General features: G+C 61.0%; 17 protein-coding genes and 1 pseudogene. 7 read left to right on the forward strand and 11 right to left on the reverse strand.

What is annotated here, in order from left to right; genetic code table 11:
• Positions 1-523: 523 nt before the first annotated feature.
• Together AC3WKX_RS30900 and AC3WKX_RS30905 are read left to right on the forward strand one after the other, a co-directional pair.
• A pseudogene (locus AC3WKX_RS30900) lies at positions 524-1,851 on the forward strand (M10 family metallopeptidase C-terminal domain-containing protein).
• Positions 1,852-2,297: 446 nt separating this feature from the next.
• Positions 2,298-4,280, forward strand: a complete 1,983-nt coding sequence (locus AC3WKX_RS30905; RefSeq protein WP_008434752.1) for a M10 family metallopeptidase C-terminal domain-containing protein — start codon at positions 2,298-2,300, stop codon at positions 4,278-4,280.
• Between the two features lie 157 nt (positions 4,281-4,437).
• On the opposite strand, the gene AC3WKX_RS30910 is transcribed toward AC3WKX_RS30905, so the two are convergent.
• Complete coding sequence (locus AC3WKX_RS30910) at positions 4,438-5,634, reverse strand: MFS transporter (protein ID WP_032899318.1); 1,197 nt, start codon at positions 5,632-5,634, stop codon at positions 4,438-4,440.
• A 178-nt stretch (positions 5,635-5,812) separates the two neighbouring features.
• Here AC3WKX_RS30910 and AC3WKX_RS30915 point away from each other — a divergent pair, with 178 nt between their 5' ends.
• The gene (locus AC3WKX_RS30915; protein ID WP_008434747.1) at positions 5,813-6,427 is read left to right on the forward strand and encodes a DUF5666 domain-containing protein; all 615 of its coding nucleotides are present in this window, start codon (positions 5,813-5,815) and stop codon (positions 6,425-6,427) included.
• A 177-nt stretch (positions 6,428-6,604) separates the two neighbouring features.
• Here the strand turns inward: AC3WKX_RS30915 and AC3WKX_RS30920 are convergent, their stop codons facing one another.
• From AC3WKX_RS30920 to gcl, 8 genes are all read right to left on the reverse strand, one after another.
• Entirely contained in the window at positions 6,605-7,609 is a 1,005-nt protein-coding gene (locus AC3WKX_RS30920; protein ID WP_003210600.1) for a sulfate ABC transporter substrate-binding protein, read from the reverse strand.
• A 107-nt stretch (positions 7,610-7,716) separates the two neighbouring features.
• Positions 7,717-8,541, reverse strand: a complete 825-nt coding sequence (locus AC3WKX_RS30925) for an ion transporter (protein ID WP_008434745.1) — start codon at positions 8,539-8,541, stop codon at positions 7,717-7,719.
• 31 nt (positions 8,542-8,572) lie between these two features.
• On the reverse strand, positions 8,573-9,448 hold the full coding sequence (locus AC3WKX_RS30930) for an urea transporter (protein WP_102606149.1): 876 nt from the start codon (positions 9,446-9,448) through the stop codon (positions 8,573-8,575).
• A gap of 129 nt (positions 9,449-9,577) precedes the next feature.
• Positions 9,578-10,993, reverse strand: coding sequence for a pyruvate kinase (gene pyk / locus AC3WKX_RS30935; protein WP_102606150.1), 1,416 nt, complete (start codon positions 10,991-10,993; stop codon positions 9,578-9,580).
• Positions 10,983-12,278, reverse strand: a complete 1,296-nt coding sequence (locus AC3WKX_RS30940) for a glycerate kinase type-2 family protein (RefSeq protein ID WP_003210596.1) — start codon at positions 12,276-12,278, stop codon at positions 10,983-10,985. The genes pyk and AC3WKX_RS30940 overlap by 11 nt, the downstream gene beginning before the upstream one ends.
• Before the next feature lie 152 nt (positions 12,279-12,430).
• A complete protein-coding gene (locus AC3WKX_RS30945; RefSeq protein ID WP_003210595.1) occupies positions 12,431-13,321 on the reverse strand; it encodes a 2-hydroxy-3-oxopropionate reductase in 891 nt (296 codons plus the stop codon).
• 176 nt (positions 13,322-13,497) lie between these two features.
• Positions 13,498-14,280, reverse strand: coding sequence for a hydroxypyruvate isomerase (gene hyi, locus AC3WKX_RS30950; RefSeq protein WP_008432625.1), 783 nt, complete (start codon positions 14,278-14,280; stop codon positions 13,498-13,500).
• A gap of 10 nt (positions 14,281-14,290) precedes the next feature.
• The gene (gene gcl, locus AC3WKX_RS30955; RefSeq protein WP_063028181.1) at positions 14,291-16,066 is read right to left on the reverse strand and encodes a glyoxylate carboligase; all 1,776 of its coding nucleotides are present in this window, start codon (positions 16,064-16,066) and stop codon (positions 14,291-14,293) included.
• A 267-nt stretch (positions 16,067-16,333) separates the two neighbouring features.
• Between gcl and AC3WKX_RS30960 the strand changes: the two genes are divergently transcribed.
• The gene (locus tag AC3WKX_RS30960; protein WP_003210592.1) at positions 16,334-16,774 is read left to right on the forward strand and encodes a GlcG/HbpS family heme-binding protein; all 441 of its coding nucleotides are present in this window, start codon (positions 16,334-16,336) and stop codon (positions 16,772-16,774) included.
• Between the two features lie 126 nt (positions 16,775-16,900).
• On the opposite strand, the gene AC3WKX_RS30965 is transcribed toward AC3WKX_RS30960, so the two are convergent.
• Together AC3WKX_RS30965 and AC3WKX_RS30970 are read right to left on the reverse strand one after the other, a co-directional pair.
• On the reverse strand, positions 16,901-17,359 hold the full coding sequence (locus AC3WKX_RS30965) for an REP-associated tyrosine transposase (RefSeq protein WP_102606151.1): 459 nt from the start codon (positions 17,357-17,359) through the stop codon (positions 16,901-16,903).
• Positions 17,360-17,570: 211 nt separating this feature from the next.
• Positions 17,571-18,176: a TetR/AcrR family transcriptional regulator gene (locus AC3WKX_RS30970; RefSeq protein WP_003210590.1), complete on the reverse strand. Its 606-nt coding sequence runs from the start codon at positions 18,174-18,176 to the stop codon at positions 17,571-17,573.
• Between the two features lie 241 nt (positions 18,177-18,417).
• Between AC3WKX_RS30970 and AC3WKX_RS30975 the strand changes: the two genes are divergently transcribed.
• From AC3WKX_RS30975 to AC3WKX_RS30985, 3 genes are all read left to right on the forward strand, one after another.
• Positions 18,418-19,545 carry an efflux RND transporter periplasmic adaptor subunit gene (locus AC3WKX_RS30975; RefSeq protein WP_102606152.1) on the forward strand — a complete coding sequence of 376 codons (1,128 nt, stop codon included), beginning with the start codon at positions 18,418-18,420 and terminating at the stop codon, positions 19,543-19,545.
• 13 nt (positions 19,546-19,558) lie between these two features.
• A complete protein-coding gene (locus AC3WKX_RS30980; RefSeq protein WP_102606153.1) occupies positions 19,559-22,621 on the forward strand; it encodes an efflux RND transporter permease subunit in 3,063 nt (1,020 codons plus the stop codon).
• Positions 22,621-24,424 (forward strand): efflux RND transporter permease subunit (locus tag AC3WKX_RS30985; protein ID WP_256580218.1); only part of this gene is annotated, 1,804 nt, incomplete at its 3' end. The genes AC3WKX_RS30980 and AC3WKX_RS30985, both read left to right, overlap by 1 nt.

Below are 24,424 nucleotides of genomic sequence, written 5' to 3' on the forward strand. Positions count from 1 at the left end.
GATTTAGCGTGGGAAGTTATGTCAAGCGGTGAGGTCCTGATCGCTGGTGGATTTGGATGAAAAGTTTGAGTGGATGTATCTTTGTTGATGCCGGTTTGGAGTATTCATATTGGCGGCATTATGTAGGTTTTTGTTTTTTTTCTGATAAACCAAGGCGCTGCCGCAACGGCTGGTGTGTGTTCAGTTGTTGAAATTGCAAGTAATTTATTGAGTTTCTTAGCGGGTGTTTCATCGCTTTTAAGTGTTTCGATGAGAACTAAATAAGCGCTGTCCCGTGCTTTCCATGCATGGGAGCTTAATGGCTGATGCCGATTGTTCCGGCTCGTCTATTAATTAATAAAGAGTGCTCTTTCTCATGAACGTTTTTGACGCGATCTCCATCAGGCCCATGCTTCAAAACTTGCCGGAGTCTGACCCCGGTCCGACTGGCTTCGGCGCGAAAGCCAAGCCGACCTACACCACGGATCAGGCCGGCAAGCAGATCTCGCGGGACAACCTGCGGTTTCACGATCGTAACGGCGACATGAAAGTTGATCTGTCCTACACCGTCGACCCCAGTTTCACCGCGCAGCAGCAACAACGCGTTCGTCAAGCGGTGCAGTCCTGGCAGGATGTTGCCAACATTAACCTCAAGGAGCAGGCAGATGGGGCAGACGGCACGGTAAACATTAAAAACAACCCTCGCGGTGACCGTGGTGTTGCCACATCACCTACACGCTCCAACACCAGCACGACCGCGACGATAGGCACGCTGAAAGCAGGGAGCAGACCTGGCCTGGGCAGCCACTTTTCGGTGACCGCGGTACATGAAATCGGGCACGCCATCGGCCTGCAGCATCCAGGCAACTACAATGGTGGCGGCTCTGCCTACAACAGTGGCGCGGTCTATGCCGGGGATACCAAGGCGCGCAGCGTCATGAGCTACTGGTCGGAGAAAAACCAGGCCGGCCACGACTTTCAGTCTTCGAATCCATCCGCGCCAATGATGGACGACATCGCGGCAGCGCAGCGGTTGTATGGGGCCAATCACCAAACCCGCAATACCGACACCACGTATGGTTTCAACTCCAACACCGAGCGGGAGGCGATGACGCTCAAGAGCGCCACGGACAAACCCGTTTTTTGCGTATGGGACGGCGGCGGTGACGATACGTTGGACTTTTCAGGGTTCTCACAGAACCAGAAGATCAACCTCAATGCCGAGTCGTTCTCTGACGTGGGCGGCTTGAAGGGCAATGTCTCGATTGCCAGGGGTGCACAATTGAAAACGCAACAGGTGGGGCCGGTCGCGACACCCTGATCGGTAACGAGGCGGGCAATCGACTCAAAGGTGGAGCAGGGGCTGATACGTTGCGCGGTGGCGGCGGAGCGGACATGTTTATCTACGACAAGGCCAGTGATTCCACGCCTCAGGATCCTGACTTGATCGAGGACTTTACCAGCGGTACCGACAAGATCGACCTGTCGGGCGCATTGAAAGAAGCCGGGGTGGGCACCCTGGTGTTCACGGACCGATTCACGGGGCGCGCTGGCGAGGCCTTGCTCAAGTACGACGCCGCCACGGGCCGGTCAAGCCTTGAAGTTGACCTGAACGGCAGTGGCAAAGCCGAGTTGTTGATCAACAGTGTTGGCCAGATCAAGTCGACGGATGTGCAGTGGGCGGGGGCGACGCCTGGGTTCAAGCCGGTGCCATTACCCATGCCAAATGTAGTACCGTCCCCGGCGCCGCCCCCTGAGCCTGATTCGAAAACGACCACGCTTGCAGTGTTGAACGAGATGATCGCCAAGACATTGTCGACGTTGCTGCAGCTATTGAAAGGTCTGCTTCAACAGCCGGGCGCCCCTGGGTAACCGCCAGAGTGAAGGCAGAGTCTGGCCCTGTTTCCAGTGCCTGACTCTCAGCCATCAGCACCACGTGGTGCAGCAGCCGGATGTGTAGCAGATTGTTTTCATGCCCGGGTTAGGGCGATGGTTAATTGTAGGTTTATATGTCTCCGGTTTTCTTCGTATCGCATATTGAATGCAGAGCTGGCCTGATCTGAAACTTCTGAATATAAATATAGTGCGCTTGAAAAATTGGCGATGTGTTTCTGGCTGTTTGGATATTTAAATTGAAACGTTCGTAGGGGTGACATTCGGTTTTTTCATGTGAGATTTTAAGGCGGCTGTTAAGTGAAACAGTCGCGTTGAAAGTCTGTTTCCTGATGAATCAAAGTCTCAACTAAAAGGATGTTGTTTGTATGAGAGTCACTGCTTCTTTCGTTAGTCCGCCTGTATCAAGTCATGAGCTATCTACGTTGAATGCGGCCACTACCAGTGATGGCGCAACCTCAAAAAAAACCTTCACCACGGATGATGCTGCAAAGCAGATCCTGCGAGAGGGTTCGAGGCATTACGATCGTAATGGCGATAACAAAATTGAGCTTTCCTTCACCCTTGACGATCAATTCTCTGTGCAACAGAAAGCGTCCTTGCGCAAAGCCCTGACGTCTTGGCAGGACGTGACAAATATTGTCTTCAAGGAGGGGGCGCCAGGTCCGGATGGTTCAATAACCATCAAGGCCAATCCCGATGACAATGGCGGGGTGTCTGGGCTGCCTAATCGCTGGTACGGTGATATGAGCACTACGGTTGGAACGAAAGGCGCTTCTGATGCCCCACGGCATGGCGATGTTTTTTTATCAACGGCCATACATGAGTTGGGACATGCCCTGGGGCTTGGCCACCCTGGGGACTATGGTGAAAGTGTGCACTCTTATGCAGATGCCCTATACACGCAGGACACCAGAGCCCACAGCGTGATGAGTTACTGGCGAGAAACCAATCATACGGGCCATGACTTCAAATCGCGCGAACCTTCAACGCCAATGAAAGATGATATTGCTGCCGTACAGAAACTCTACGGGGCCAATCTCAATATTCGGAATACCGATACTACTTATGGCTTTGAATCCAATACTGACCGTGACCACTTCAGCCTTGAGTCCTCGAAGGACGCCCCGATATTTTCGGTATGGGACGGGGGCGGGAATGACACGCTGAACTTTTCGCTATTTTCCCAGAACCAGAAGATCAACCTGAATGCGGAGTCGTTTTCCAATGTGGGTGGCTTGAAGGGTAATGTGTCTATCGCCAAGGGCGTTGTCATTGAAAATGCCACAGGTGGCTCAGGTGACGATGAGCTCATAGGGAATGAGGCCGGCAACCGGCTCAAGGGTGGAGCGGGTTCAGACAGGTTGACAGGCGGCGCAGGCGCGGACGTGTTTGCTTACGATAGAGCGAGTGACTCGACACTCACCAGGCCTGACGAAATCCTGGATTTCACCAGCGGCACAGACAAGATCGACCTTTCGGGCTTATTGAAAAATACCTCAATCAAGCATTTCAACATTGTTGAGCGGTTTACGGGGCGTGCTGGCGAGATTGTCCTGAGCCATGACCCGCGCAGCGGAAACGGTAGTCTGGGTCTCGACACCACTGGCAGGGGCAAAGCGGATTTTCTGATTAAGAGCGTGGGTGGCATTCAGGCAAGTGACATAGTCACTGGCGGGGCACACGAACCTGGAGTTTCCAAGCCGGAGCCCCAACCAGAGCCCAAGCCAGAACCTCAACCGGACCCGAATCCGGAACCTTTTCCTGCTCCGCACGATACTGTCTATGGCTTCAACTCCAACACCGGTGATCCCTTCCTTAGCCTGCATTCCCAGAGTGGCGCTCCCAGGTTCCTGGTGAGGGACAAAGGTGGCGATGACACCCTGGACTTTTCGGGCTTCCGGCAGAACCAGACCATCGACTTGCGCGAGGGCGCAGCCTCCAGCGTAGGCGGCTTGCGCAATAACGTTGGTATAGCCAAAGGTGTCACCGTGGAGAATGCGATTGGCGGCTCAGGCCGTGACACGCTCATAGGCAATACGGTGGATAACGTTCTCACCGGCGGGGCAGGTGGAGATACGCTCTGGGGTGTGGGCGGTAGAAACACGTTCAGGTATGAGAAGGCCAGCGACTCGGCCTATGACGACGCTGACCTGATCATGGATTTCACCAGTGGCCAAGACACAATTGATCTGACGGGTTTAATGACAGAAGTCGGAACGCCCTTGCGGCTGGTGGATAGCTACACGGGCCGTATTGGAGATACCGTCGTCAAATACAACCAGCAGAGCGGGCGTTACTTTGTGGGCATCGACTTACTGGGACGGCGTCAGACAAACTTCCTGCTTAAAAGCACACGCTTGATCCGGCCAGAGGACGTGATCGGTCTGTCTACTCACCTGCGCTGAAAAGCAACGCGCCAGGGCGCTCGCCATCCTCCTGGAGGGGATACCGCCCATAAATCCCTGGGCGGTAATTTCCAATCAGTCAGCAAGCCCTTGACCTCGTCACTCGTCATTTCTGGCGGATGCGGCGTTGGAGCCGTTGATGCGGTTGTAAGGTGGGTCAGGCAGTCGCCACCGCCCCTTGCCGCGAGGCGCTCAGGAAGCGCAGCAACGCCACCAGCGGGAATGCGCTGCCCACCAGCATCACCCCCAGCCAGCCGCCGTGTTCGTACACGCTGCTGGCAATCGCCGAGCCGAAGGCGCCGCCGATGAAGATGCTGGTCATGTACAGCGCGTTCAGTCGGCTACGGCTGTTGGCGTCGAGGGCGTAGATGGCGCGCTGGCCAAGGACCATGTTCATCTGCACGCAGAAGTCCAGGACCACGCCGGTCACCGCCAGGCCGATCACGCTGTACAGCGGGTGCACGAAGGCCGGCAGGAAGCTCAGTGCGGCAAACAGCATCGCCAGCAGCGAAGCGCGGTGGGTGTGGCCGGCGTCCGCCAGGCGCCCGGCGATGGGTGCGGCGATGGCGCCCAGGGCACCGACCAGGGCAAACAAGGCGATCTGGCTTTGGCTCAGGCCGTGGTTGCGGGACAGTTCCAGCGGGGCGGCGGTCCAGAACAGGCTGAAGGTGGCGAACATGCAGCCCTGGTAAAACGCGCGCTGGCGCAGCACCGGCTGGCGGCGCAGCAGGGTGCCCAGCGAGGCGAGCAACTGGCCATAGCTGGCCGCGTGATCCGGTTGGCGCTTGGGGATGGTCAGCATCAGCACCACGCTGATAAACGCCATCAGTGCCGCGGCGGCCATGAACATGGCGCGCCAGCCGAAGTGGTCGGCCACCACGCTGGACACCGGTCGTGCCAGCAGAATACCCAGCAGCAGGCCGCCCATGATGCTGCCGACCACCCGGCCACGGGATTCAGCCGGCGCCAGGTGCGCCGCCAGCGGAATCAGGATCTGTACCGACACCGAGCTGAAGCCGATCAGCAGCGACACCAGCAGGAACAGGTTCGGCTGTTCGGTGAACGCCGCACCCAGCAGGCTGGCGATGGCCACCACGGTGGTGATGATCATCAGCCGGCGGTTTTCCAGCAGGTCGCCCAACGGCACCAGGAAGAACAGGCCCAGGGCATAGCCGATCTGGGTCAGGGACACGATCAGGCTGGCCATGGCCGGCGTGAGGCCGATGTCCGGGGCGATCAGCTCGATGATCGGTTGCGCGTAGTAGATGTTGGCGACGATGGCGCCGCAACAGAACGCAAACAGCATCACCATGCCTCGGGTCATCGTGCTTGTAGCGGGGGGCGTGGCGTTCATGGCGTTCTCATAAAAGCGAAGGATTGTGGCGAGCGAGGATAAAGACTGGCCCCGGGCGCGAGTAGCCTGTCTGTGGTGATAACACTCATGCCGGGAATTAATGACTGAAACGTTAACTTTCGGGCTGAAGGTCGATGATACATTCAGTCACAACTGCATAAACAGGAAATCGACTGCCATGAAGACGACATTCAACAAGATGCTCCTGGCCTCCAGCCTGGCTGCGCTGATGACCGTGGGCGTTGCCCAGGCCGCAGATGCCCCGCGTGTCGGCGTGCGGGGTGCGATTACCGCGATGGACGGCGACGCGATGCACGTCAAGGTCAACAGCGGTGAAGACGTCACCGTGCACCTGACCAAGGACACGCAGGTGCGTGCGGTCACCCTGGCAAAAATCGAAGACATCAAGCCCGGCAGTTACATCGGTTCGGCGGCCATGCCCAACGCGGATGGCACCCTGACGGCGCTGGAAGTGCATGTATTCCCACCGGCGATGGCCGGTACAGGCGATGGGCACCGTGCGTTCGACCTGAAGGAAGGCAGCAGCATGACCAACGGCACCGTGGGTGACCTGGTGGTGAGCAATGGCCGCACGTTGACCGTCAAGTACAAGGGCGGCGAGCAGAAGATCGTGGTGCCGGATGATGTGCCGATCGTCAACCTGGAGCCGGGTGATCGCAGCTTGCTGAAGCCTGGGGTGAAGGTGGTGATGTTTGCGGCGAAGGGCGCGGACGGGAGCGTGACGGCCCAGGCGATTTCCGCGGGTAAGGATGGCGTGACACCGCCGATGTAACGGCTGTAGATAGATCGTTCCCACGCTCCGCGTGGGAATACATCCAGTGACGCTCTGCGTCCCCAGCACGGTCCAGGTCTTGCGGCGCGACCTGGACGCGGAGCGTCCTATGATGCATTCCCACGCGGAGCGTGGGAACGATCAGCGCGTGGGAACGATCAGCGATCAGGGTGCGGATTACTGCCCGGAGTAGATCTGGTCAAAAACCCCGCCATCATTGAAGTGGGTCTTCTGCACGGTGCGCCAGTCGCCAAAGGTCTTCTCTACCGACAGGAAGTCGACTTTCGGGAAACGGTCGGTGTACTTGGCCAGCACTTTCGGGTCACGTGGACGCAGGTAATTGTTGGCGGCAATTTCCTGGCCTTCCGGCGACCACAGGTACTTCAGGTATTCCTCGGCAGCCACTTTGGTGCCTTTCTTCTCGACCACTTTGTCGACGATCGACACTGGCGGCTCAGCTTCTGCGGAAACGCTCGGGTAGATCACTTCGAACTGATCACGGCCGAATTCACGGGCGATCATTTCTGCTTCGTTCTCAAAGGTCACCAGCACGTCGCCGATCTGGTTGGTCATGAACGTGGTGGTAGCGGCACGGCCACCGGTGTCCAGCACGGGTGCGTGCTTGAACAGGTCACCCACGAACTTCTTGGCCTTCTCTTCGTCGCCACCGTTTTTCAGCACATAACCCCAGGCCGAGAGGTAGGTGTAGCGGCCGTTACCGGAGGTCTTCGGGTTCGGCACGATGACTTGCACGCCATCCTTGAGCAGGTCCGGCCAGTCTTTCAGGGCTTTCGGGTTGCCTTTGCGCACGATGAACACCGTGGCCGAAGTGAACGGCGCACTGTTGTTCGGCAGGCGGGTAACCCAGTTGTCCGGCACCAGTTTGCCGTTGTCCGCCAGGGCGTTGATGTCGGTGGCCATGTTCATGGTGATCACGTCAGCCGGCAGGCCGTCGATCACCGAGCGCGCTTGTTTGCTCGAACCACCGAAGGACATCTGCAGGGTCAGCTTGTCGTTTGGATGCTCGGCGGCCCAGTGCTTCTGGAAGGCGGCGTTGTAGTCCTTGTAGAAGTCACGCATCACGTCATAGGAGACGTTGAGCAGGGTGACCGGGGCGGCCTGGACGACGCCAGCCAGTGCGAGGCCGGCGGCCAGGAGAGAGGCACTAACGAGTTTTTTCACTGCTCATTCCTTGTTGTTCGAGAAGGTTTTTGAAACGCATGGGGGCAATATGCCAGCGACTATAACGGGGGGGCGCATAGTCGCTTAAAGATTAAAAAGAACTTTGCTTATTCCAGTTTTTTGAAAAGCGCGCTGCCACACCGTGAGCAAAACGCTGCATTGGGCTCATGGCTGTTTTTCTTGCACACCGGGCAATCCGTTTGCAATTGCTCACCGCGCATGGCGTTGGCCAGTTCGGCGGTGAAGATCCCGGTGGGCACCGCGATGATCGAATAACCGGTGATCATCACCAGCGACGAAATCACCTGGCCCAGCGGGGTCTTCGGCACGATATCGCCAAAGCCCACGGTGGTCAGGGTGACGATCGCCCAATAGATGCCCTTGGGAATGCTGGTAAACCCGTGCTCCGGGCCTTCGATCACGTACATCAAGGTGCCGAACACCGTGACCAGGGTGCAGACGCTGACCAGGAACACCACGATCTTCTGCTTGCTGCCCCGCAGCGCCGACATCAGGTAGTTGGCCTGCTTGAGGTACGGGCCGAGCTTGAGCACGCGGAAAATCCGCAGCATCCGGATGATTCGGATAATCAGCAGGTACTGCGCGTCGCTGTAGTACAGCGCGAGGATCCCGGGCACGATCGCCAGCAAATCCACCAGCCCATAAAAGCTGAAGGCATAGCGCAACGGCTTGGGCGAGCAATACAGCCGCAGGCCGTATTCGATGGCGAAGATGATGGTGAAGCCCCACTCGATATAGGCCAGCACGTTGGCGTAGTTGTCGTGGACTGCCTGGATGCTGTCGAGGATCACGATCACCAGGCTGGCCAGGATGATCAGCAACAGGGTGCTGTCGAAGCGTCGGCCGGCCGGGGTGTCACTTTGGAAAACCATGACGTAGAGACGCTCACGCCAGTGCTTGTTGCTGTCCATGGAAGTCGCCTGAATCGAAGATCAGCGAAGCCTAGGGGGATTCGAAGGGGCTGTCCATGCGGGTTTTCTGCATCACCCGCTGACTGGCGCGCACCAGCCAGGTGGCGAGGATAAACGGCGCGGTCAGCGCGGGCAGGTTCAGGCCGGTGAAGCCGGGCGTGAGGATGATCGCCAGCAGGATGCCGATCAGCGGCAGCCAGGGTTGGCGACGATACTGGCTGAGGGCCAGGGCGGCCAGCGCCGGGTTATAGCTGTGCAGGCCGAGCAGGGCGCTGGCGGGCTCGTCCATCAACAGGGCGATCAACACGCCGAGGCTCGCGCCGGTCAGCGCCCACAAGGCCGCGCGGCGGCTGGCTATTAAAAGGCCGAGGGCGATCAGCAGGCCGGCGAGGGGTTGGTCCATCAGGATGACTTGGGCCAGACCTGTGAACGGCGCGCAGAGTAGCGCCCAGGTGCCGGGTTCGCTGGCGGCAAATGCGGCGGGCGCGGTGGTGCCCAGCAGCAGCCAGCCGAGTACTACAAACGGTGCGGTGTAGGCGGGCAGGTCATCGGGGTTGGCGGCGCGTTTGAGCCACTGGCGAGTGAGGATTGCGCTGAGGCCACCGCAGGCGAGAATCAACGGCGGCAGCAGTGCCGACCAGCTGAAGTGCTGGCTGATCAGCAAGCCGAGCAGCACCCCGTTGTAGCTATACAGACCGGCCTGGCGTTCGGCCTTGGGATAGCCGCGGCGTTGGGCGGTCAGCAAGCCGGCGACACCGCCCAGCAGCGCGCCGCCGAGCAGGGCCGGGGCGCCGATCAGGATCGCCAGCAGGCAGAGCAGGCCACACAGCGGGTGGCGCTGCAGGAATATCTGGCTGAAGCCGTTGAGCAGGGCTTCGGCCCAGTCGGGGCAGGGTTGGTTGGGCATGATCAATAATCTGCAGGAAAGCGCCGAATCTTGTGGCGAGGGAGCTTGCTCCCGCTGGGGCGCGCAGCGGCCCCAAAAGATGGGCCTGCTGCGCAGTCCAGCGGGAGCAAGCTCCCTCGCCACAGGGGATTAGATCAATGTCTCGATCCGCAACGAATTGGTCGACCCTGGCTGCCCGAATGGCACCCCAGCAGTAATCACCAACGTATCCCCACGCTCCGCCATACCCTGTGCCTGGGCAATCTCCAACGCCGTGGAACACACCTCATCCACCTGCCGCAGCCGATCGTTCACCACCGAATGCACGCCCCACGCCACGCTCAAGCGTCGCGCCGTCGACAGGTTCGGTGTCAGGTTCAGAATCGGCACCGCCGGCCGTTCCCGCGCCGCCCGCAAGGTGGAGCTGCCCGACTCGCTGTAGTTCACCAGCACTGCCACCGGCAGGATGCTGCTGATACGGCGGATCGCACAGCTGATGGCGTCCGACACCGTGGCATCCGCCTTGGGCCGGCTGACGTCCAGCTGGGTCTGGTAATCCGGGCCATTTTCCACCTGGCGAATGATCTTGCTCATCATCAGCACGGCCTCCAACGGGTATTCACCGGAAGCGGTTTCCGCCGACAGCATCACCGCATCCGCCCCTTCCGCCACTGCGTTGGCCACGTCGGTGACTTCGGCACGGGTCGGCGCCGGGGAGAAGCGCATGGATTCAAGCATCTGCGTGGCCACCACCACCGGTTTACCCAACTGGCGGCACACACCAATGATGTCCTTCTGGATTTGCGGCACGCTTTCCGCCGGCACTTCCACCCCCAGGTCACCTCTGGCGACCATGATCGCGTCGCTCAACTCGGCGATTTCCTGCAGGCGCTGCACCGCCGAGGGCTTCTCGATCTTGGCCATCAGGAACGCCTTGTCGCCGATCAACTCGCGGGCTTCGCGGATGTCTTCCGGGCGTTGCACAAACGACAGCGCCACCCAGTCCACCCCAAGTTCCAGGCCGAAGCTCAGGTCGCGGCGATCCTTGGCCGTCAGCGGGCTGAGCTCCAGCAATGCCTGGGGTACGTTCACGCCTTTGCGGTCCGACAGTTCACCGCCATTGAGCACGGTGGTGTCGATGGCATCGGCGTGCTTGTTGATCACCCGCAGGCGCAGCTTGCCGTCGTCCAGCAGCAGGTCCATGCCGGGCTGCAGGGCCGCGATGATTTCCGGGTGGGGCAGGTTGACTCGCCGCTGGTCACCGGGTGTCGGGTCGAGGTCCAGGCGCAGGGCCTGGCCGCGAATCAGTTGCACTTTTCCTTCGGCAAAACGCCCCACCCGCAGCTTCGGCCCTTGCAGGTCCATCAGGATGCCGAGGGGATAATTGAGCTGGCGCTCCACCTGGCGAATCCACTGGTAGCGTTGGGCGTGGTCGGCATGATCGCCATGGCTGAAGTTCAGGCGAAAGATATTCACCCCGGCTTCCACCAGCTCGCGGATGTCGTCGATGCTGTCGGTGGCCGGGCCCAGCGTGGCGAGGATCTTGACCTTCTTGTCAGGCGTCATGTTCAGGGGACTCTCTTTCAGGGCTTTCAAGAATCAGAATGGCGCGGAAATCGTTGACGTTGGTGCGGGTCGGCTCGGTGATGATCAAGCCGTCGAGGGCCGCGAAGTAACCGTAGCCATTGTTGTTGTCCAGCTCGTCACTGGCGCTCAAGCCCAGGGCTTCGGCGCGGGCGTAGCTGGTGGGCGTCATGATCGCGCCGGCGTTGTCTTCCGAGCCGTCGATGCCGTCGGTGTCACCCGCCAGGGCGTAGACGCCGGGCAGGCCCTTGAGGCTGTCGGTGAGGCTCAGCAGGAATTCGGCGTTGCGTCCGCCACGGCCATTGCCGCGTACGGTGACGGTGGTTTCGCCGCCGGAGAGGATCACACAAGGCGCCGCCAGGGGTTGGCCGTGCTGGATGATTTGCCGGGCGATACCGGCGTGCACCTTGGCCACGTCCCGCGCTTCGCCTTCCAGGTCGCCGAGGATCAGCGGGCTGAAACCGGCCTGGCGGACTTTCACCGCCACCGCTTCCAGGGATTGCTGCGGACGGGCGATCAGTTGGAAATGGCTACGGGCGAGCACCGGGTCCCCGGGCTTGACGGTTTCCGACTCCGGGCTTTGCAGCCAGGTGCGCACCGACGCCGGGATTTCAATCTGGTAGCGCTTGAGAATCGCCAGCGCCTGTTGCGAGGTACTGGGGTCGCCAACAGTGGGGCCGGAAGCGATGACCGTGGCCTGGTCGCCCGGTACATCGGAAATCGCGTAGGTGTAGACGGTGGCAGGCCAGCTTGCCTTGGCCAGGCGCCCGCCCTTGATCGCCGAGAGGTGCTTGCGCACGCAGTTCATCTCGCCAATGGTGGCGCCGGATTTGAGCAGGGCCTTGTTGATCGCTTGCTTGTCCGCCAGGGTGATGCCGGCGGCCGGAAGGGCGAGCAGTGCAGAGCCGCCGCCGGAGAGCAGGAAGATCACGCGGTCGTCTTCGCCCAGGTTGCTGATCAGCTCCAGCACACGCTTGGCCACGGCCTGGCCTGCGGCGTCCGGCACCGGGTGCGCGGCTTCGACCACCTCGATTTTCTTGCAGGGTGCGCCGTGGCCGTAGCGGGTGACCACCAGGCCCGAGACTTCGCCTTGCCAGCAGTTTTCCACTACCAGCGCCATGGCGGCGGCGGCTTTGCCGGCGCCGATCACGATGACACGGCCGCTGCGGTCGGCGGGCAGATAGGGTTCGAGGACTTGCCGGGGGTGGGCGGCGTCGATGGCTGTGGCAAACAGCTCGCGAAGCAGGTGTTGCGGATCGACCGACATAAGCGGGCTCCCGGGGATTCTTGTTATTAGGGGTGCATCAGATCGTTCCCACGCTCCGCGTGGGAATGAATCACTGGACGCTCTGCGTCCGCTGTTGTGACGCGGAGCGTCACGGCTGCATTCCCACGCAGAGCGTGGGAACGATCCGGGGGTTATTTATCGCGAATCGAAAAATTCGCCATATGTTCCAGGCCCTTGATCAGCGCCGAGTGGTCCCAGTTGCCGCCACCGATGGCGGTGCAGGTGCTGAACACCTGCTGCGTGCCGGCGGTGTTCGGCAGGTTGATCCCCAGCTCCTTGGCACCGGCCAGGGCCAGGTTCAGATCCTTCTGGTGCAGGTTGATGCGGAAGCCCGGATCGAAGGTGCCCTTGATCATGCGCTCGCCATGCACTTCGAGGATTTTCGATGAAGCAAACCCCCCCATCAGTGCTTCACGCACCTTGGCCGGGTCGGCGCCGTTCTTCGAGGCGAACAGCAGCGCTTCCGCCACCGCCTGGATGTTCAACGCAACGATGATCTGGTTGGCCACCTTGGCGGTCTGGCCATCGCCATTGCCGCCCACCAGGGTGATGTTCTTGCCCATGGCCTGGAACAGTGGCAGGGCGCGTTCGAAGGTGTGCGGGTCGCCGCCGATCATGATGCTCAGGGTGCCGGCCTTGGCACCGACTTCACCACCGGACACCGGGGCGTCGAGGTAGCGTGCGCCGGTCTCGTTGATCTTCGCGGCGAAGGCCTTGGTGGCGGTGGGCGAGATCGAACTCATGTCGATCACCACTTTGTTCGGCCCAAGGCCTGCGGCAACGCCGTCGGCGCGGAACAGCACATCATCGACCTGCGGAGTGTCGGGCACCATGACGATGATGAATTCGGCTTCCTGGGCCACTTGCTGCGGGTTGGCCAGGGCCACCGCACCAGCGCTGATCAGTTCAGCCGGCGCCTTGCCGTGATGCTCGGAAAGAAACAGTTGGTGACCGGCCTTTTGCAGGTTGGCAGCCATGGGTTGGCCCATGATGCCGGTGCCGATAAATCCGATTTTAGCCATGACGAAAATCCTCTTATTGTTAGGTGTGCAGGCCTGGCGCGGCCTGCTAAACACAGGAGATCCACTGTGGGAGCGGGCTTGCTCGCGAATGGGGGCCGACATTCAGCATTGATGTCGACTGATCCACCGCTTTCGCGAGCAAGCCCGCTCCCACATTGGGTGCTGTGTTTGTTCAGTTAGATCGCGTTGTGGCTTTTGAGCCAACCCAAACCCGCTTCGGTGGTGGTCAACGGTTTGTACTCACAGCCGACCCAACCCTGATAACCGATGCGGTCCAAATGTTCGAACAGGAAGCGGTAGTTGATCTCACCGGTCCCCGGCTCGTTGCGCCCCGGGTTGTCCGCCAGCTGGATGTGGTTGATCTCACCCAGGTGCGCAGCCATGGTGCGGGCCAGGTCGCCTTCCATGATTTGCATGTGATAGATGTCGTATTGCAGGAACAGGTTGGCACTGCCCACCTGCTCGCGAATCGACAGGGCCTGCGCCGTGTTGTTCAGGTAGAAGCCCGGGATGTCGCGGGTATTGATCATCTCCATCACAAGCCGGATGCCCACCGCCTGCAACTTGTCGGCGGCGTACTTGAGGTTGGCGACGAAGGTTTTTTCAAGCGTCGCGTCATCCACGCCGGCCGGGCGAATCCCCGCCAGGCAGTTGACCTGGGTATTGCCCAGTACCTGGGCGTAGGCGATGGCCAGGTTGACCCCGGCACGGAACTCCTCGACCCGGTCCGGGTGGCAGGCCAGGCCGCGTTCGCCCTTGGCCCAGTCACCGGCCGGCAGGTTGAACAGCACTTGGGTCAGGCCGTGGGCATCGAGTTGCGCCTTGATTTCAGCTGAGCTGAATTCATAGGGAAACAGGTATTCCACACCACTGAACCCCGCGTCGGCGGCGGCTTTGAAACGGGCAAGAAAGTCCTGTTCGGTAAACAGCATGGACAGGTTGGCGGCAAAACGCGGCATGAGGTTCTCCTTAATCGAGCAGTGAAATGGCAGTCGGCGCGTCGTTGCCCACCAGTGCCAGATCTTCGAATTCGTTGACGGCGTTGATCTCGGTGCCCATGGAAATATTGGTCACCCGCTCCAGAATAATCTCAACGATCACCGGAACCTTGAATTCTTCGATCATTTCCTGAGCCTTGCGCAGTGCCGGCTGGATCTGGCCCGGCTCGAACACCCGCAGGGCCTTGCAACCCAGGCCTTCGGCGACGGCCACGTGGTCGACGCCGTAACCGTTGAGTTCCGGTGCGTTGAGGTTGTCGAAGGACAGCTGCACGCAGTAGTCCATTTCAAACCCGCGCTGGGCCTGGCGGATCAGCCCCAGGTAGGAGTTGTTCACCACCACGTGGATGTACGGCAGCTTGAACTGTGCGCCCACGGCCAGCTCTTCGATCATGAACTGGAAGTCATAGTCACCGGACAGTGCCACGACTTTGCGGGTCGGGTCCGCCTTGACCACACCCAGTGCCGCCGGAATGGTCCAGCCGAGCGGGCCGGCCTGGCCGCAGTTGATCCAGTGGCGTGGTTTGTAGACGTGCAGGAACTGCGCGCCGGCAATCTGCGACAGGCCGATGGTGCTGACGTAGCAGGTGTCTTTGCCGAACACCTGGTTCATCTCTTCGTACACCCGTTGCGGCTTGACCGGCACGTTGTCGAAGTGGGTCTTGCGGTGCAGGGTGGCCTTGCGCTGCTGGCAATCGTGGAGCCAGGCGCTGCGGTCCTTGAGCTTGCCGGCGGCTTTCCACTCGCGGGCCACTTCAATGAACATGGTCAATGCAGAGCCGGCGTCGGAAACGATGCCCAGGTCCGGGGTGAACACGCGGCCGATTTGCGTCGGCTCGATGTCCACGTGAATGAATTTTCGGCCCTCGGTGTACACCTCCACCGAACCGGTGTGACGGTTGGCCCAGCGGTTACCGATGCCCAGCACCACGTCCGATTTCAACATCGTGGCGTTGCCATAGCGGTGGGACGTTTGCAGGCCGACCATGCCCACCATCTGCGGGTGATCGTCCGGGATCGTGCCCCAGCCCATCAGGGTCGGGATCACCGGGATGCCGGTCAACTCGGCGAATTCCACCAGCAGTTCGCTGGCGTCGGCGTTGATCACGCCACCACCGCTCACCAGCAATGGGCGCTCGGCCTGGTCCAGCAGGGCCAGGGCTTTTTCCACCTGGATGCGGGTCGCCAAAGGCTTGGCCAGGGGCAGTGGTTGGTAGGCGTCGATGTCAAATTCGATCTCGGCCATTTGTACGTCGAATGGCAGGTCGATCAGCACCGGGCCCGGGCGGCCGGAGCGCATTTCATAGAAGGCCTTCTGGAAGGCATACGGCACCTGGCCGGGTTCCAGGACGGTGGTCGCCCACTTGGTCACCGGCTTGACGATGCTGGTGATGTCGACAGCCTGGAAGTCTTCCTTGTGCATGCGTGCCCGTGGCGCCTGGCCGGTGATGCACAGGATCGGGATCGAGTCCGCCGAGGCGCTGTACAGGCCGGTAACCATGTCGGTGCCCGCCGGGCCCGAGGTGCCGATGCACACGCCGATATTGCCGGCCTTGGTGCGGGTGTAGCCCTCGGCCATGTGCGAGGCGCCTTCAACGTGGCGAGCAAGGACGTGATCGATGCCACCGACCTTCTGCAAGGCCGAATACAGCGGGTTGATCGCGGCGCCCGGGATACCGAAGGCGGTGTCGACCCCTTCACGGCGCATCACCAGGACAGCGGCTTCGATTGCTCTCATTTTGCTCATGGTTTTGGTGCCTCTTGCGTTTTGTAATTGTATACAAGTGGTGTTGGTCCGAAGTGTATTCACGGCGAGCGGGGCAGGTCAATCCATTTTCTTGGGTGGCCTTTACGTTCGTCGGAAGGCTTATGGACGGGAATATTTCGACGTGTGGTGCGTATGTTTGGAAATATTGTATACAAAAAATAAATCTATTGTGTTCTATTTGTTTGATCGAGCTTCTGATCAGACAGAGCCCCACGGCTTTCCCATAACAAGATAAGGACGGCACCCATGAGCGCTTTAACCTTGAAAGTCGCAGTCAACCTGGCCAGCCACGCCATCGCGGCAGGCCGCACCATTTCGGCGGCACCGCTGACCGTTGCGGTACTCGACAGCGGCGGGCATTTGATAACGTTGCAGCGCGAGGATGGCGCGAGCCTGCTGCGCCCGCAGATCGCGATTGGCAAGGCCTGGGGCGCGATAGCCCTGGGCAAGGGCTCGCGCTTGCTGGCGCTGGACGCACAGCAACGGCCGGCGTTTATTGCCGCGCTGAACAGCCTGGGGCAGGGCAGCGTGGTGCCGGCACCGGGCGGGGTGTTGATCCGGGATCAGGCGGGTGTGGTGCTGGGCGCGATCGGGATCAGCGGGGATACGTCGGATATTGACGAGCAGTGTGCGATCAGTGCGATCGAGGGGTTGGGGTTGTTGGCGGATGCGGGGGTTACTGCTTGATGTGAGGTGACTGGTCGGGCCTCTTCGCGAGCAAGCCCGCTCCCACATTTGACTGCATTCCAAGGCTGGAACTCGGTCAAATGTGGGAGCGGGCTTGCTCGCGAAAGGGGCGACTCGGTCCCGGACCTAAACCCAAACCGCATCCCACAGCGGATAGTCGCCAATCCGCTCCACCAACCCTGCTCTTAATGGGGTGGCCACGACATACCGAGCCATCTTCACCAAGTCATCGTCCTTGCGCAGCGCACGATCATGAAAGCTGGTTTGCCATAGCCGCCCTTTGCGGCCCGTAGCGCCATTAACGGTTCGAGTGCTTTTGGACTTCACCTGGCACATCAGGTCTCCCAATGAGCCTTTTTGCAGCTCAATCAACCAGTGAAAGTGGTCGGGCATGACCACCCAGGCCAGGGAGTTCGCCAGCCCTTGATACTGGGCGAGCCGGAATTGCCAGACCACCAGGCGGCCGAGATAAAAATCACTGAATATCGGCGCGCGTTCGTGGGTGTTGGTGGTGATCAGGTAGATGCGGTTGGACTCGCTGAATCGCCCGATGCGCAGGCGATGTGAAGCAGCTGGATCAGGCATTCCTTTGCCTCTCTTCAGGTGGGGTTCTGAGAGGCTAGATCGGGGAATCTGGAGATGATGGTTTGGCTTTGTGCAGGATGTGTCTGGGAGGGCGCTTTCGCGAGCAAGCCCGCTCCCACATTGGATCTGCAGCGTTTAAACGATTTATGTCTGGCACAAATTCAAATGTGGGAGCGGGCTTGCTCGCGAATCTTGAAGACGCTGCGGTCTATCAGTCCCGCTCACACCCCTTCAACACCAACCGAATAATCGTCTGCGCCGCCGCCTCATAATCCGCTTCATCCAACTTCGCCTTCCCGGTCACCGCCGAAATCTGCCAGTCAAAATCCGCATACGTCTGCGTCGCCGCCCAAATGCTGAACATCAGGTGATGCGGATCAATCGGCGCAATCAGCCCACGGTCCACCCAGCTCTGGATGCAGTCGATGTTGTGCTTGGCCTGGGCATTCAGCTGTTCCACCTGCTCGGGGCTTAAATGCGGGGCGCCGTGCATGATCTCACTGGCAAACACTTTCGAGGCAAACGGCAAATCCCGGGAGATGCAGATCTTCGAGCGGATGTACCCGCTCAGCACGGCCGAAGGGTCGCCATCAGGATTGAACGGTGTGGAGGCCGCCAGGATCGGCTCGATAATGCTTTCGAGCACCTCGCGATAGAGGTTGTCCTTGGACTTGAAGTAGTAGTAGACGTTGGGCTTGGGCAGCCCGGCCTTGGCGGCGATGTCGCTGGTTTTGGTCGCGGCGAAGCCCTTGTCGGCAAACTCCTCACTGGCAGCCCGCAGGATCAGTTCTTTGTTGCGCTCGCGAATGGTGCTCATAGACCAGGAGGTTCCTTGCCAAGACAGGCGGTCTGGCATGGTAGCACCGGCTTTGCGCAGGGCTCAAGAATCCCGCCGCAGCCCTTGCATGGCGGGGCGCCCAGCTGACTTTGTCTGTCTTGATGCTGAACGCATTCACGGTCGTACAGGCACAGCTCCAGCGCGCTGCTAGAGTTCAGGCAGCGAGCGGCCATTTAGCCTGGCCGCCCCTTCCTGTTTTCGGCGTTCGAGAGAGAAACCCGTGGAGAAAAGCAGACGACGTACGTTCGCCTGGGCCGTTGGCACGTTGTTACTGGTAGCGTTGTTGATTGCCCTGGGTTTGCACTTCTTTGCAGGCGGGCACAAAGGCCGGCCGGCCGTCACCGGCGAACCGGTGGCCGTGGTGCCGGTGGTGTTGCAGGACGTGCCGGTGTATATCGATGCCCTCGGCACCGTCACCCCCACCCGCAGTGTGACCGTGGTCACCCAGGTCGATGGCATCCTCAGCAGCGTGGAATTCAAGGAAGGCCAGCACGTCAGCAAGGGCCAGGTGATTGCGCGGATCGATGACCGTGCTCTCAAGGCCCAGCTGGCCGTGGCCAAGGGTACCCTGGCCCACGACCAGGCTGTGTTGAGCAATGCCCAGCGCGATCTGGTGCGCTACCGCGAACTGGTCAAGGCCGGTTCTACCAGCCAGCAAACCGTCGACACCCAGGCGTCCTTGGTCCAGCAACAACTGGGCACCGTGGCCGCCGACCAGGGCAATGTGCAGAACCTTGAAGTGCAGGTCGGCTACTGCACCATCACTTCGCCGGTCGACGGTGTGGTGGGCCTGCGCCTGGTCGACCCCGGCAATTACGTCACCACCACCAGCACCACCGGCATCGTGGTGATTACCCAGATGAACCCGGCCACCGTGGTGTTCGCGGTCCCCGAGGACGACTTGGGCGCTATCAACCAGGCCCTGGGCCGTGGCGTCGTGACGGTGCTGGCCTACGACCGCAACAAGAAAGCCCTGCTGGCCACCGGCAGCCTGTTGGCCCTGGACAACCAGGTAGACACCTCCACCGGCACCATCAAGGTCAAGGCGCAGTTCGATGATTCGGGCAGTGCGCTGTTCCCCAACCAGTTCGTCAATGCGCGCCTGAAGGCCGACACCCTGGCCCAGGTTGCCGTGGTGCCCACCCGGGCGATCCAGCATGGCAGCAAGGGCGATTTTGTGTTCGTGGTGAATGGCGACAAGGCCAGCCTGCGCAACATCAAGACCGGCCCATCGATGGGCGATGTGTCGGCGGTGCTCGAGAACGGCGTCAAGCCAGGCGAGCAGGTGATCACCGAAGGCGCCGACAAACTGGATGACGGTTCGGCCGTGAAGGTCGTCGCCCAGTGAGGAGCTGCCGAGCATGAACATTTCGCGGCCCTTTATCGAACGTCCCGTCGCCACCACCTTGATGATGGTCGCGGTGCTGTTGCTGGGCATGTTGGGGTATCACCTGTTGTCGGTGTCGGCGTTGCCTGAAGTCGACTACCCGACCATCCAGGTCTTCACCCAATACCCCGGCGCCAGCCCGGACGTGGTCAGCTCCTCGATCACCGCGCCGCTGGAGCGCCAGCTCGGCGAGATGCCGGGCCTCAAGTCGATGAACTCCACCAGCTCCGACGGCGCGTCGGTGGTGACCCTGCAATTCGACCTGTCGCTGTCCCTGGATGTGGCAGAGCAGGAAGTGCAGGCCGCGATCAACGCCGCCGGCACCTTCCTGCCGGCCAACCTGCCGTACCCACCGGTATACAGCAAGGTCAATCCGGCGGATGCGCCGGTGCTGACCCTGTCCCTGACCTCCGATGTGTTGCCGCTGACCAAGGTCGAGGACCTGGCGGATACACGGCTGGCGCAGAAGATCTCGCAGATCACTGGCGTCGGCCTGGTGACCATCAGCGGCGGTCAGCGCCCGGCGGTGCGGGTCGAGGCGAATACCTCGGCGCTCAATAGCCTCGGCCTGTCCATTGATGACCTGCGCACCTCCCTCGGCACGGCCAACGTCAACCAGGCCAAGGGCAATATCGACGGCAAGTTCCAGGCGTATTCGATTGGTGCCAACGACCAGCTGCAATCGGCCGAGGAATACCGCGACCTGGTGATCGCCTATAAAAATGGCGCGCCGATTCGCCTGTCGCAGATCGCCAGTTCCACCCAGGGTCCGGAGAACCCGCGCCAGGCTGCGTGGACCAACAGCACGCCGTCGATTGTGCTGAACATCCAGCGCCAGCCCGGCGCCAATGTGATTCAGGTGGTCGACCGCGTGCAGCAATTGCTGCCCAAGCTGCGGGCCAGTTTGCCGGGTACCTTGAAGGTCGATGTGCTGACCGACCGCACGCAAACCATCCGCGCCTCGGTCACCGATGTGCAGTACGAACTGGCGGTGGCGGTGCTGCTGGTGGTGATCGTGATTTTCATTTTCCTGCGCGACGTTGCGGCGACGGTTATTCCGGCAGTCACCGTGCCGCTGACGCTGGTGGGCACCCTGGCGGTGGCTTATGCGCTGGGCTTTTCCCTGAACAACCTGACACTGATGGCGCTGACTATCGCCATCGGATTCGTGGTGGACGACGCCATCGTGATGATCGAAAACATCACACGCTATATCGAGGCGGGCGACTCGCCGCTGGAGGCGGCGCTCAAGGGGTCGGAGCAAATCGGTTTCACGATTATTTCGCTGTCGATTGCGCTGATTGCAGTGATGATCCCGCTGCTGTTCATGGGCGATGTGGTCGGCCGGCTGTTCCGCGAATTCGCCATGACCGTGGCCGTGACCATCGTTATCTCGGCGTTCATCTCCCTGACCCTCACGCCGATGATGTGCGCGCGGATGCTCAAGAATAAGCACCAGGAACGCCGCGCGGATTTCTTCGACCGCATCAACACCCACTACGTGCGTGGCCTTGACTGGGTGTTGGCGCACCGCACCTTGACCCTGATCTCGATAGCGCTCACCGCCGCGCTGACCCTGATGATTCTGGTGATCATGCCCAAGGGCTTTTTCCCCGACCAGGACACCGGGCTGATCCAGGGTATTTCCCAGGCGGCGCCGACGGTTTCGTTCCAGCAGATGCAGACCGAACAACAGGGCCTGGCCGCGCGAATCCTCAAGGACCCGGCGGTGCAAAGCCTGTCGTCCTTTGTGGGTATCGACCAGACCAACCCGACCATCAACCAGGGCAACCTGCTGATCAACCTCAAGCCCCGCGGCGAGCGTGACAGTGCCACCGAGGTGATCCGCCGGCTCTCCGATGCCAACGCCGACGACGCCGGGATCCGCCTGTACCTGCACTCGGTACAGGACCTGACCCTCGACGCCACGGTGTCCACCACCAGCTACCGCCTGGGCCTGCAAGCCACCGATCCGGACGAACTGGAAACGTGGACGAACAAGCTGCTGGCGGCGATCAAGCAAGACCCGATGTTCACCGACGTGCAAAGCCAGGCGATGCAATTCGGCAATCAGATCCAGCTGACCTTTGACCGCGCCACCGCCTCGCGCCTTGGTATCACGCCCCAGGCGATCGACGATGTGCTGTATGACGCCTTCGGCCAGCGCCAGGTCTCGACGATCTACACCCAGCTCAACCAGTACCACGTGGTGATCGCCACCGACCATCCGCCGCGCAACTTGCCGGACCTGCTCACCGGGTTGTACGTGGACATTCCCGGTGGCGGTGTGGCGCCGCTGTCGAGCATGGCGACCATGCAGGTGGTGCGGGCGCCCGTCACCATCAACCGGCTGGGCCAGTTTCCGTATGCCGACGTTTCGTTCAACCTAGCGCCCGGCCAGACCCTTGGCGCGGCGGTGACGCGGCTCAAGGACATCGAGGCCAAGGTCGGCTTGCCGCTGTCGGTGCAGGCCAACCTGGAAGGCGCGGCGGCGACGTTCGAACAGTCGCTGTCCAACCAGGTATTCCTGGTGGTGGCGGCGATTGTGGTGGTGTACCTGATGCTGGGGATTCTGTACGAAAGCTTCGTGCACCCGGTGACGATCCTTTCGACGCTGCTCTCGGCAGCACTCGGGGCCTTGCTGGCGCTGCTGGTGACGGGCACGCAGTTCGACATCATCGGCCTGATCGGCATTGTGTTGCTGATCGGTATCGTGATGAAAAACGGCATCATGATGGTCGACTTTGCCCTGGAGTTGTTACGCGAGGGCGGCCTGAGCCCCACGGCCGCGATCCGCCAGGCGGCAGAGTTGCGGTTCCGGCCGATCCTGATGACCAGCATGGCGTCGCTGTTCGGCGCGGTGCCGCTGGCGCTCGGTACGGGGATTGGTTCGGAGCTGCGTCACCCGCTGGGCATCGCGATTATCGGCGGGTTGTTGCTCAGTCAGTTGCTGACGCTGTTTTCCACGCCGGTGATCTTCCTCGCCATGCACGGCCTGGGGCAGCGCTTCAGCCGCCGCCCGGCTGAAGCGGTCTGATGGCAATGAACCTCAGCGCGCCGTTTGTTCGCCGCCCGATTGCAACCACCTTGATGGCGGCCGGCCTCGCGCTGTTTGGCGCGCTGGCCTTCATGCTGTTGCCGGTGGCGCCGTTGCCGGAGGTGGATTTCCCCACCATCAGCGTCAGCGCCTCGTTGCCCGGCGCCGATCCGACCACCGTCGCCAGTTCAGTGGCCACGCCCCTGGAGCGCCAGTTCGGGCAGATTGCCGGGGTCACGCAGATGACCTCGTCCAGCAGCTTGGGCTCGGCGCGGATCATTTTGCAGTTCGACCTGAATCGCGACATCGACGGCGCCGCGCGGGATGTGCAGGCGGCGATCAATGCCGCCCGCAGCAACCTGCCCAGCGACCTGTCCGGCAACCCGACGTACCGCAAGGTCAACCCGGCGGATTCGCCGATTCTGATCATCAGCCTGACCTCCGACAGCGCCACGCCGGGGCAGATGTATGACGTGGCCTCGACCCTGTTGGAGCAGAAGTTGTTGCAGACCACCGGGGTCGGTGACGTGACGGTGGGCGGCGGCGCGCTGCCGGCGGTGCGGGTGGAATTGAACCCCGATCGGCTCAACCAGTACGGCGTCAGCCTGGAGCAGGTGCGCCAGGTGATCAACGCCTCCAACGTCAACTTGCCCAAGGGCAACGTGGCCATCGGCGACCGTAACTACGGCATTGCGGCGAATGACCAGTTGCTCGATGAAAAGGACTACGGGCCGCTGGTGGTCAAGGCCCACAACGGCGACCTGATCCATATCGCCGACCTGGGCTACGTGCGCGAAGACGTGCAGGACCTGCGCAACTTCGGCCTGTCCAACGGCAAGCCGGCGGTATTGCTGGTGGTGTTCAAGCAGCCGGGCGCCAATGTGATCGAGACGGTGGACGCGGTGAAGGCCTCGCTGCCGTTCCTGCAAAGCTCGATTCCGGCGACGATCAAGCTCAACCTGCTGATGGACCGCACCACCACCATTCGCGCCTCGTTGCATGACGTCGAGATCACGTTGCTGGTGTCGATCCTGCTGGTGACCCTGGTGACCTTCGGCTTCTTCCGCGACTGGCGCAGCACCCTGGTGCCGGCGATTGTGGTGCCGCTGTCGCTGCTCGGCACCTTCGGCGCGATGTACTTCCTCGGCTACAGCCTGAACAACCTGTCACTCATGGCGCTGACGATTTCCACCGGCTTTGTGGTGGACGATGCGATTGTGGTGGTGGAAAACATCATGCGCCACCTGGAGCGCGGCAAGACCCGGGTGGAAGCGGCGCTGGCCGGTGCCCAGGAAGTCGGCTTCACGGTACTGACCATCAGCGTGTCGCTGGTGGCGGTGTTTATTCCGCTGCTGCTGATGGGCGGGATTGTCGGGCGGCTGTTCCGCGAGTTTTCGGTGTCGTTGTCGGTGGCCATCGTGATCTCGATGCTGATCTCGCTGACGGTTACACCGATGCTCGCCAGCGTGCTGCTGCGCGCGCCGAAAGCGATTCATGAAGGCAATGAACACCCGGATTCGCGCTTTCACCGCTTCTACGATCGCACCCTCGGTTGGGTGATCGACCATACGGTGCTGATGGGTTTTGTGACGGTGTTGGTGATCGTGCTCGCCGGCGTGTTGTACGTGCTGGTGCCCAAGGGTTTTTTCCCCCAGGAAGACACCGGGCGCTTGCAGGGCAGCATCCTGGCGAACCAGAGCATTTCCTATGGGGCGATGCAGAAGGACTTCACCGAGATCAACCGCAAGGTGATGAAAAACCCGAACATCGAAACCGTCGCCGGGTTTGTCGGCGGTGGCGGAG

Source organism: Pseudomonas sp. GP01-A4, assembly GCF_058780865.1.

Coding starts and splice junctions, on each gene's coding strand:
- AC3WKX_RS30910 (WP_032899318.1), bottom strand. CDS start 5,634: ATGAACGCCACGCCCCCCGCTACAAGCACGATGACCCGAGGCATGGTG.
- AC3WKX_RS30980 (WP_102606153.1), top strand. CDS start 19,559: ATGAACATTTCGCGGCCCTTTATCGAACGTCCCGTCGCCACCACCTTG.
- AC3WKX_RS30915 (WP_008434747.1), top strand. CDS start 5,813: ATGAAGACGACATTCAACAAGATGCTCCTGGCCTCCAGCCTGGCTGCG.
- AC3WKX_RS30945 (WP_003210595.1), bottom strand. CDS start 13,321: ATGGCTAAAATCGGATTTATCGGCACCGGCATCATGGGCCAACCCATG.
- gcl (WP_063028181.1), bottom strand. CDS start 16,066: ATGAGCAAAATGAGAGCAATCGAAGCCGCTGTCCTGGTGATGCGCCGT.
- AC3WKX_RS30930 (WP_102606149.1), bottom strand. CDS start 9,448: ATGCCCAACCAACCCTGCCCCGACTGGGCCGAAGCCCTGCTCAACGGC.
- hyi (WP_008432625.1), bottom strand. CDS start 14,280: ATGCCGCGTTTTGCCGCCAACCTGTCCATGCTGTTTACCGAACAGGAC.
- AC3WKX_RS30960 (WP_003210592.1), top strand. CDS start 16,334: ATGAGCGCTTTAACCTTGAAAGTCGCAGTCAACCTGGCCAGCCACGCC.
- AC3WKX_RS30965 (WP_102606151.1), bottom strand. CDS start 17,359: ATGCCTGATCCAGCTGCTTCACATCGCCTGCGCATCGGGCGATTCAGC.
- pyk (WP_102606150.1), bottom strand. CDS start 10,993: ATGACGCCTGACAAGAAGGTCAAGATCCTCGCCACGCTGGGCCCGGCC.
- AC3WKX_RS30940 (WP_003210596.1), bottom strand. CDS start 12,278: ATGTCGGTCGATCCGCAACACCTGCTTCGCGAGCTGTTTGCCACAGCC.
- AC3WKX_RS30970 (WP_003210590.1), bottom strand. CDS start 18,176: ATGAGCACCATTCGCGAGCGCAACAAAGAACTGATCCTGCGGGCTGCC.
- AC3WKX_RS30925 (WP_008434745.1), bottom strand. CDS start 8,541: ATGGACAGCAACAAGCACTGGCGTGAGCGTCTCTACGTCATGGTTTTC.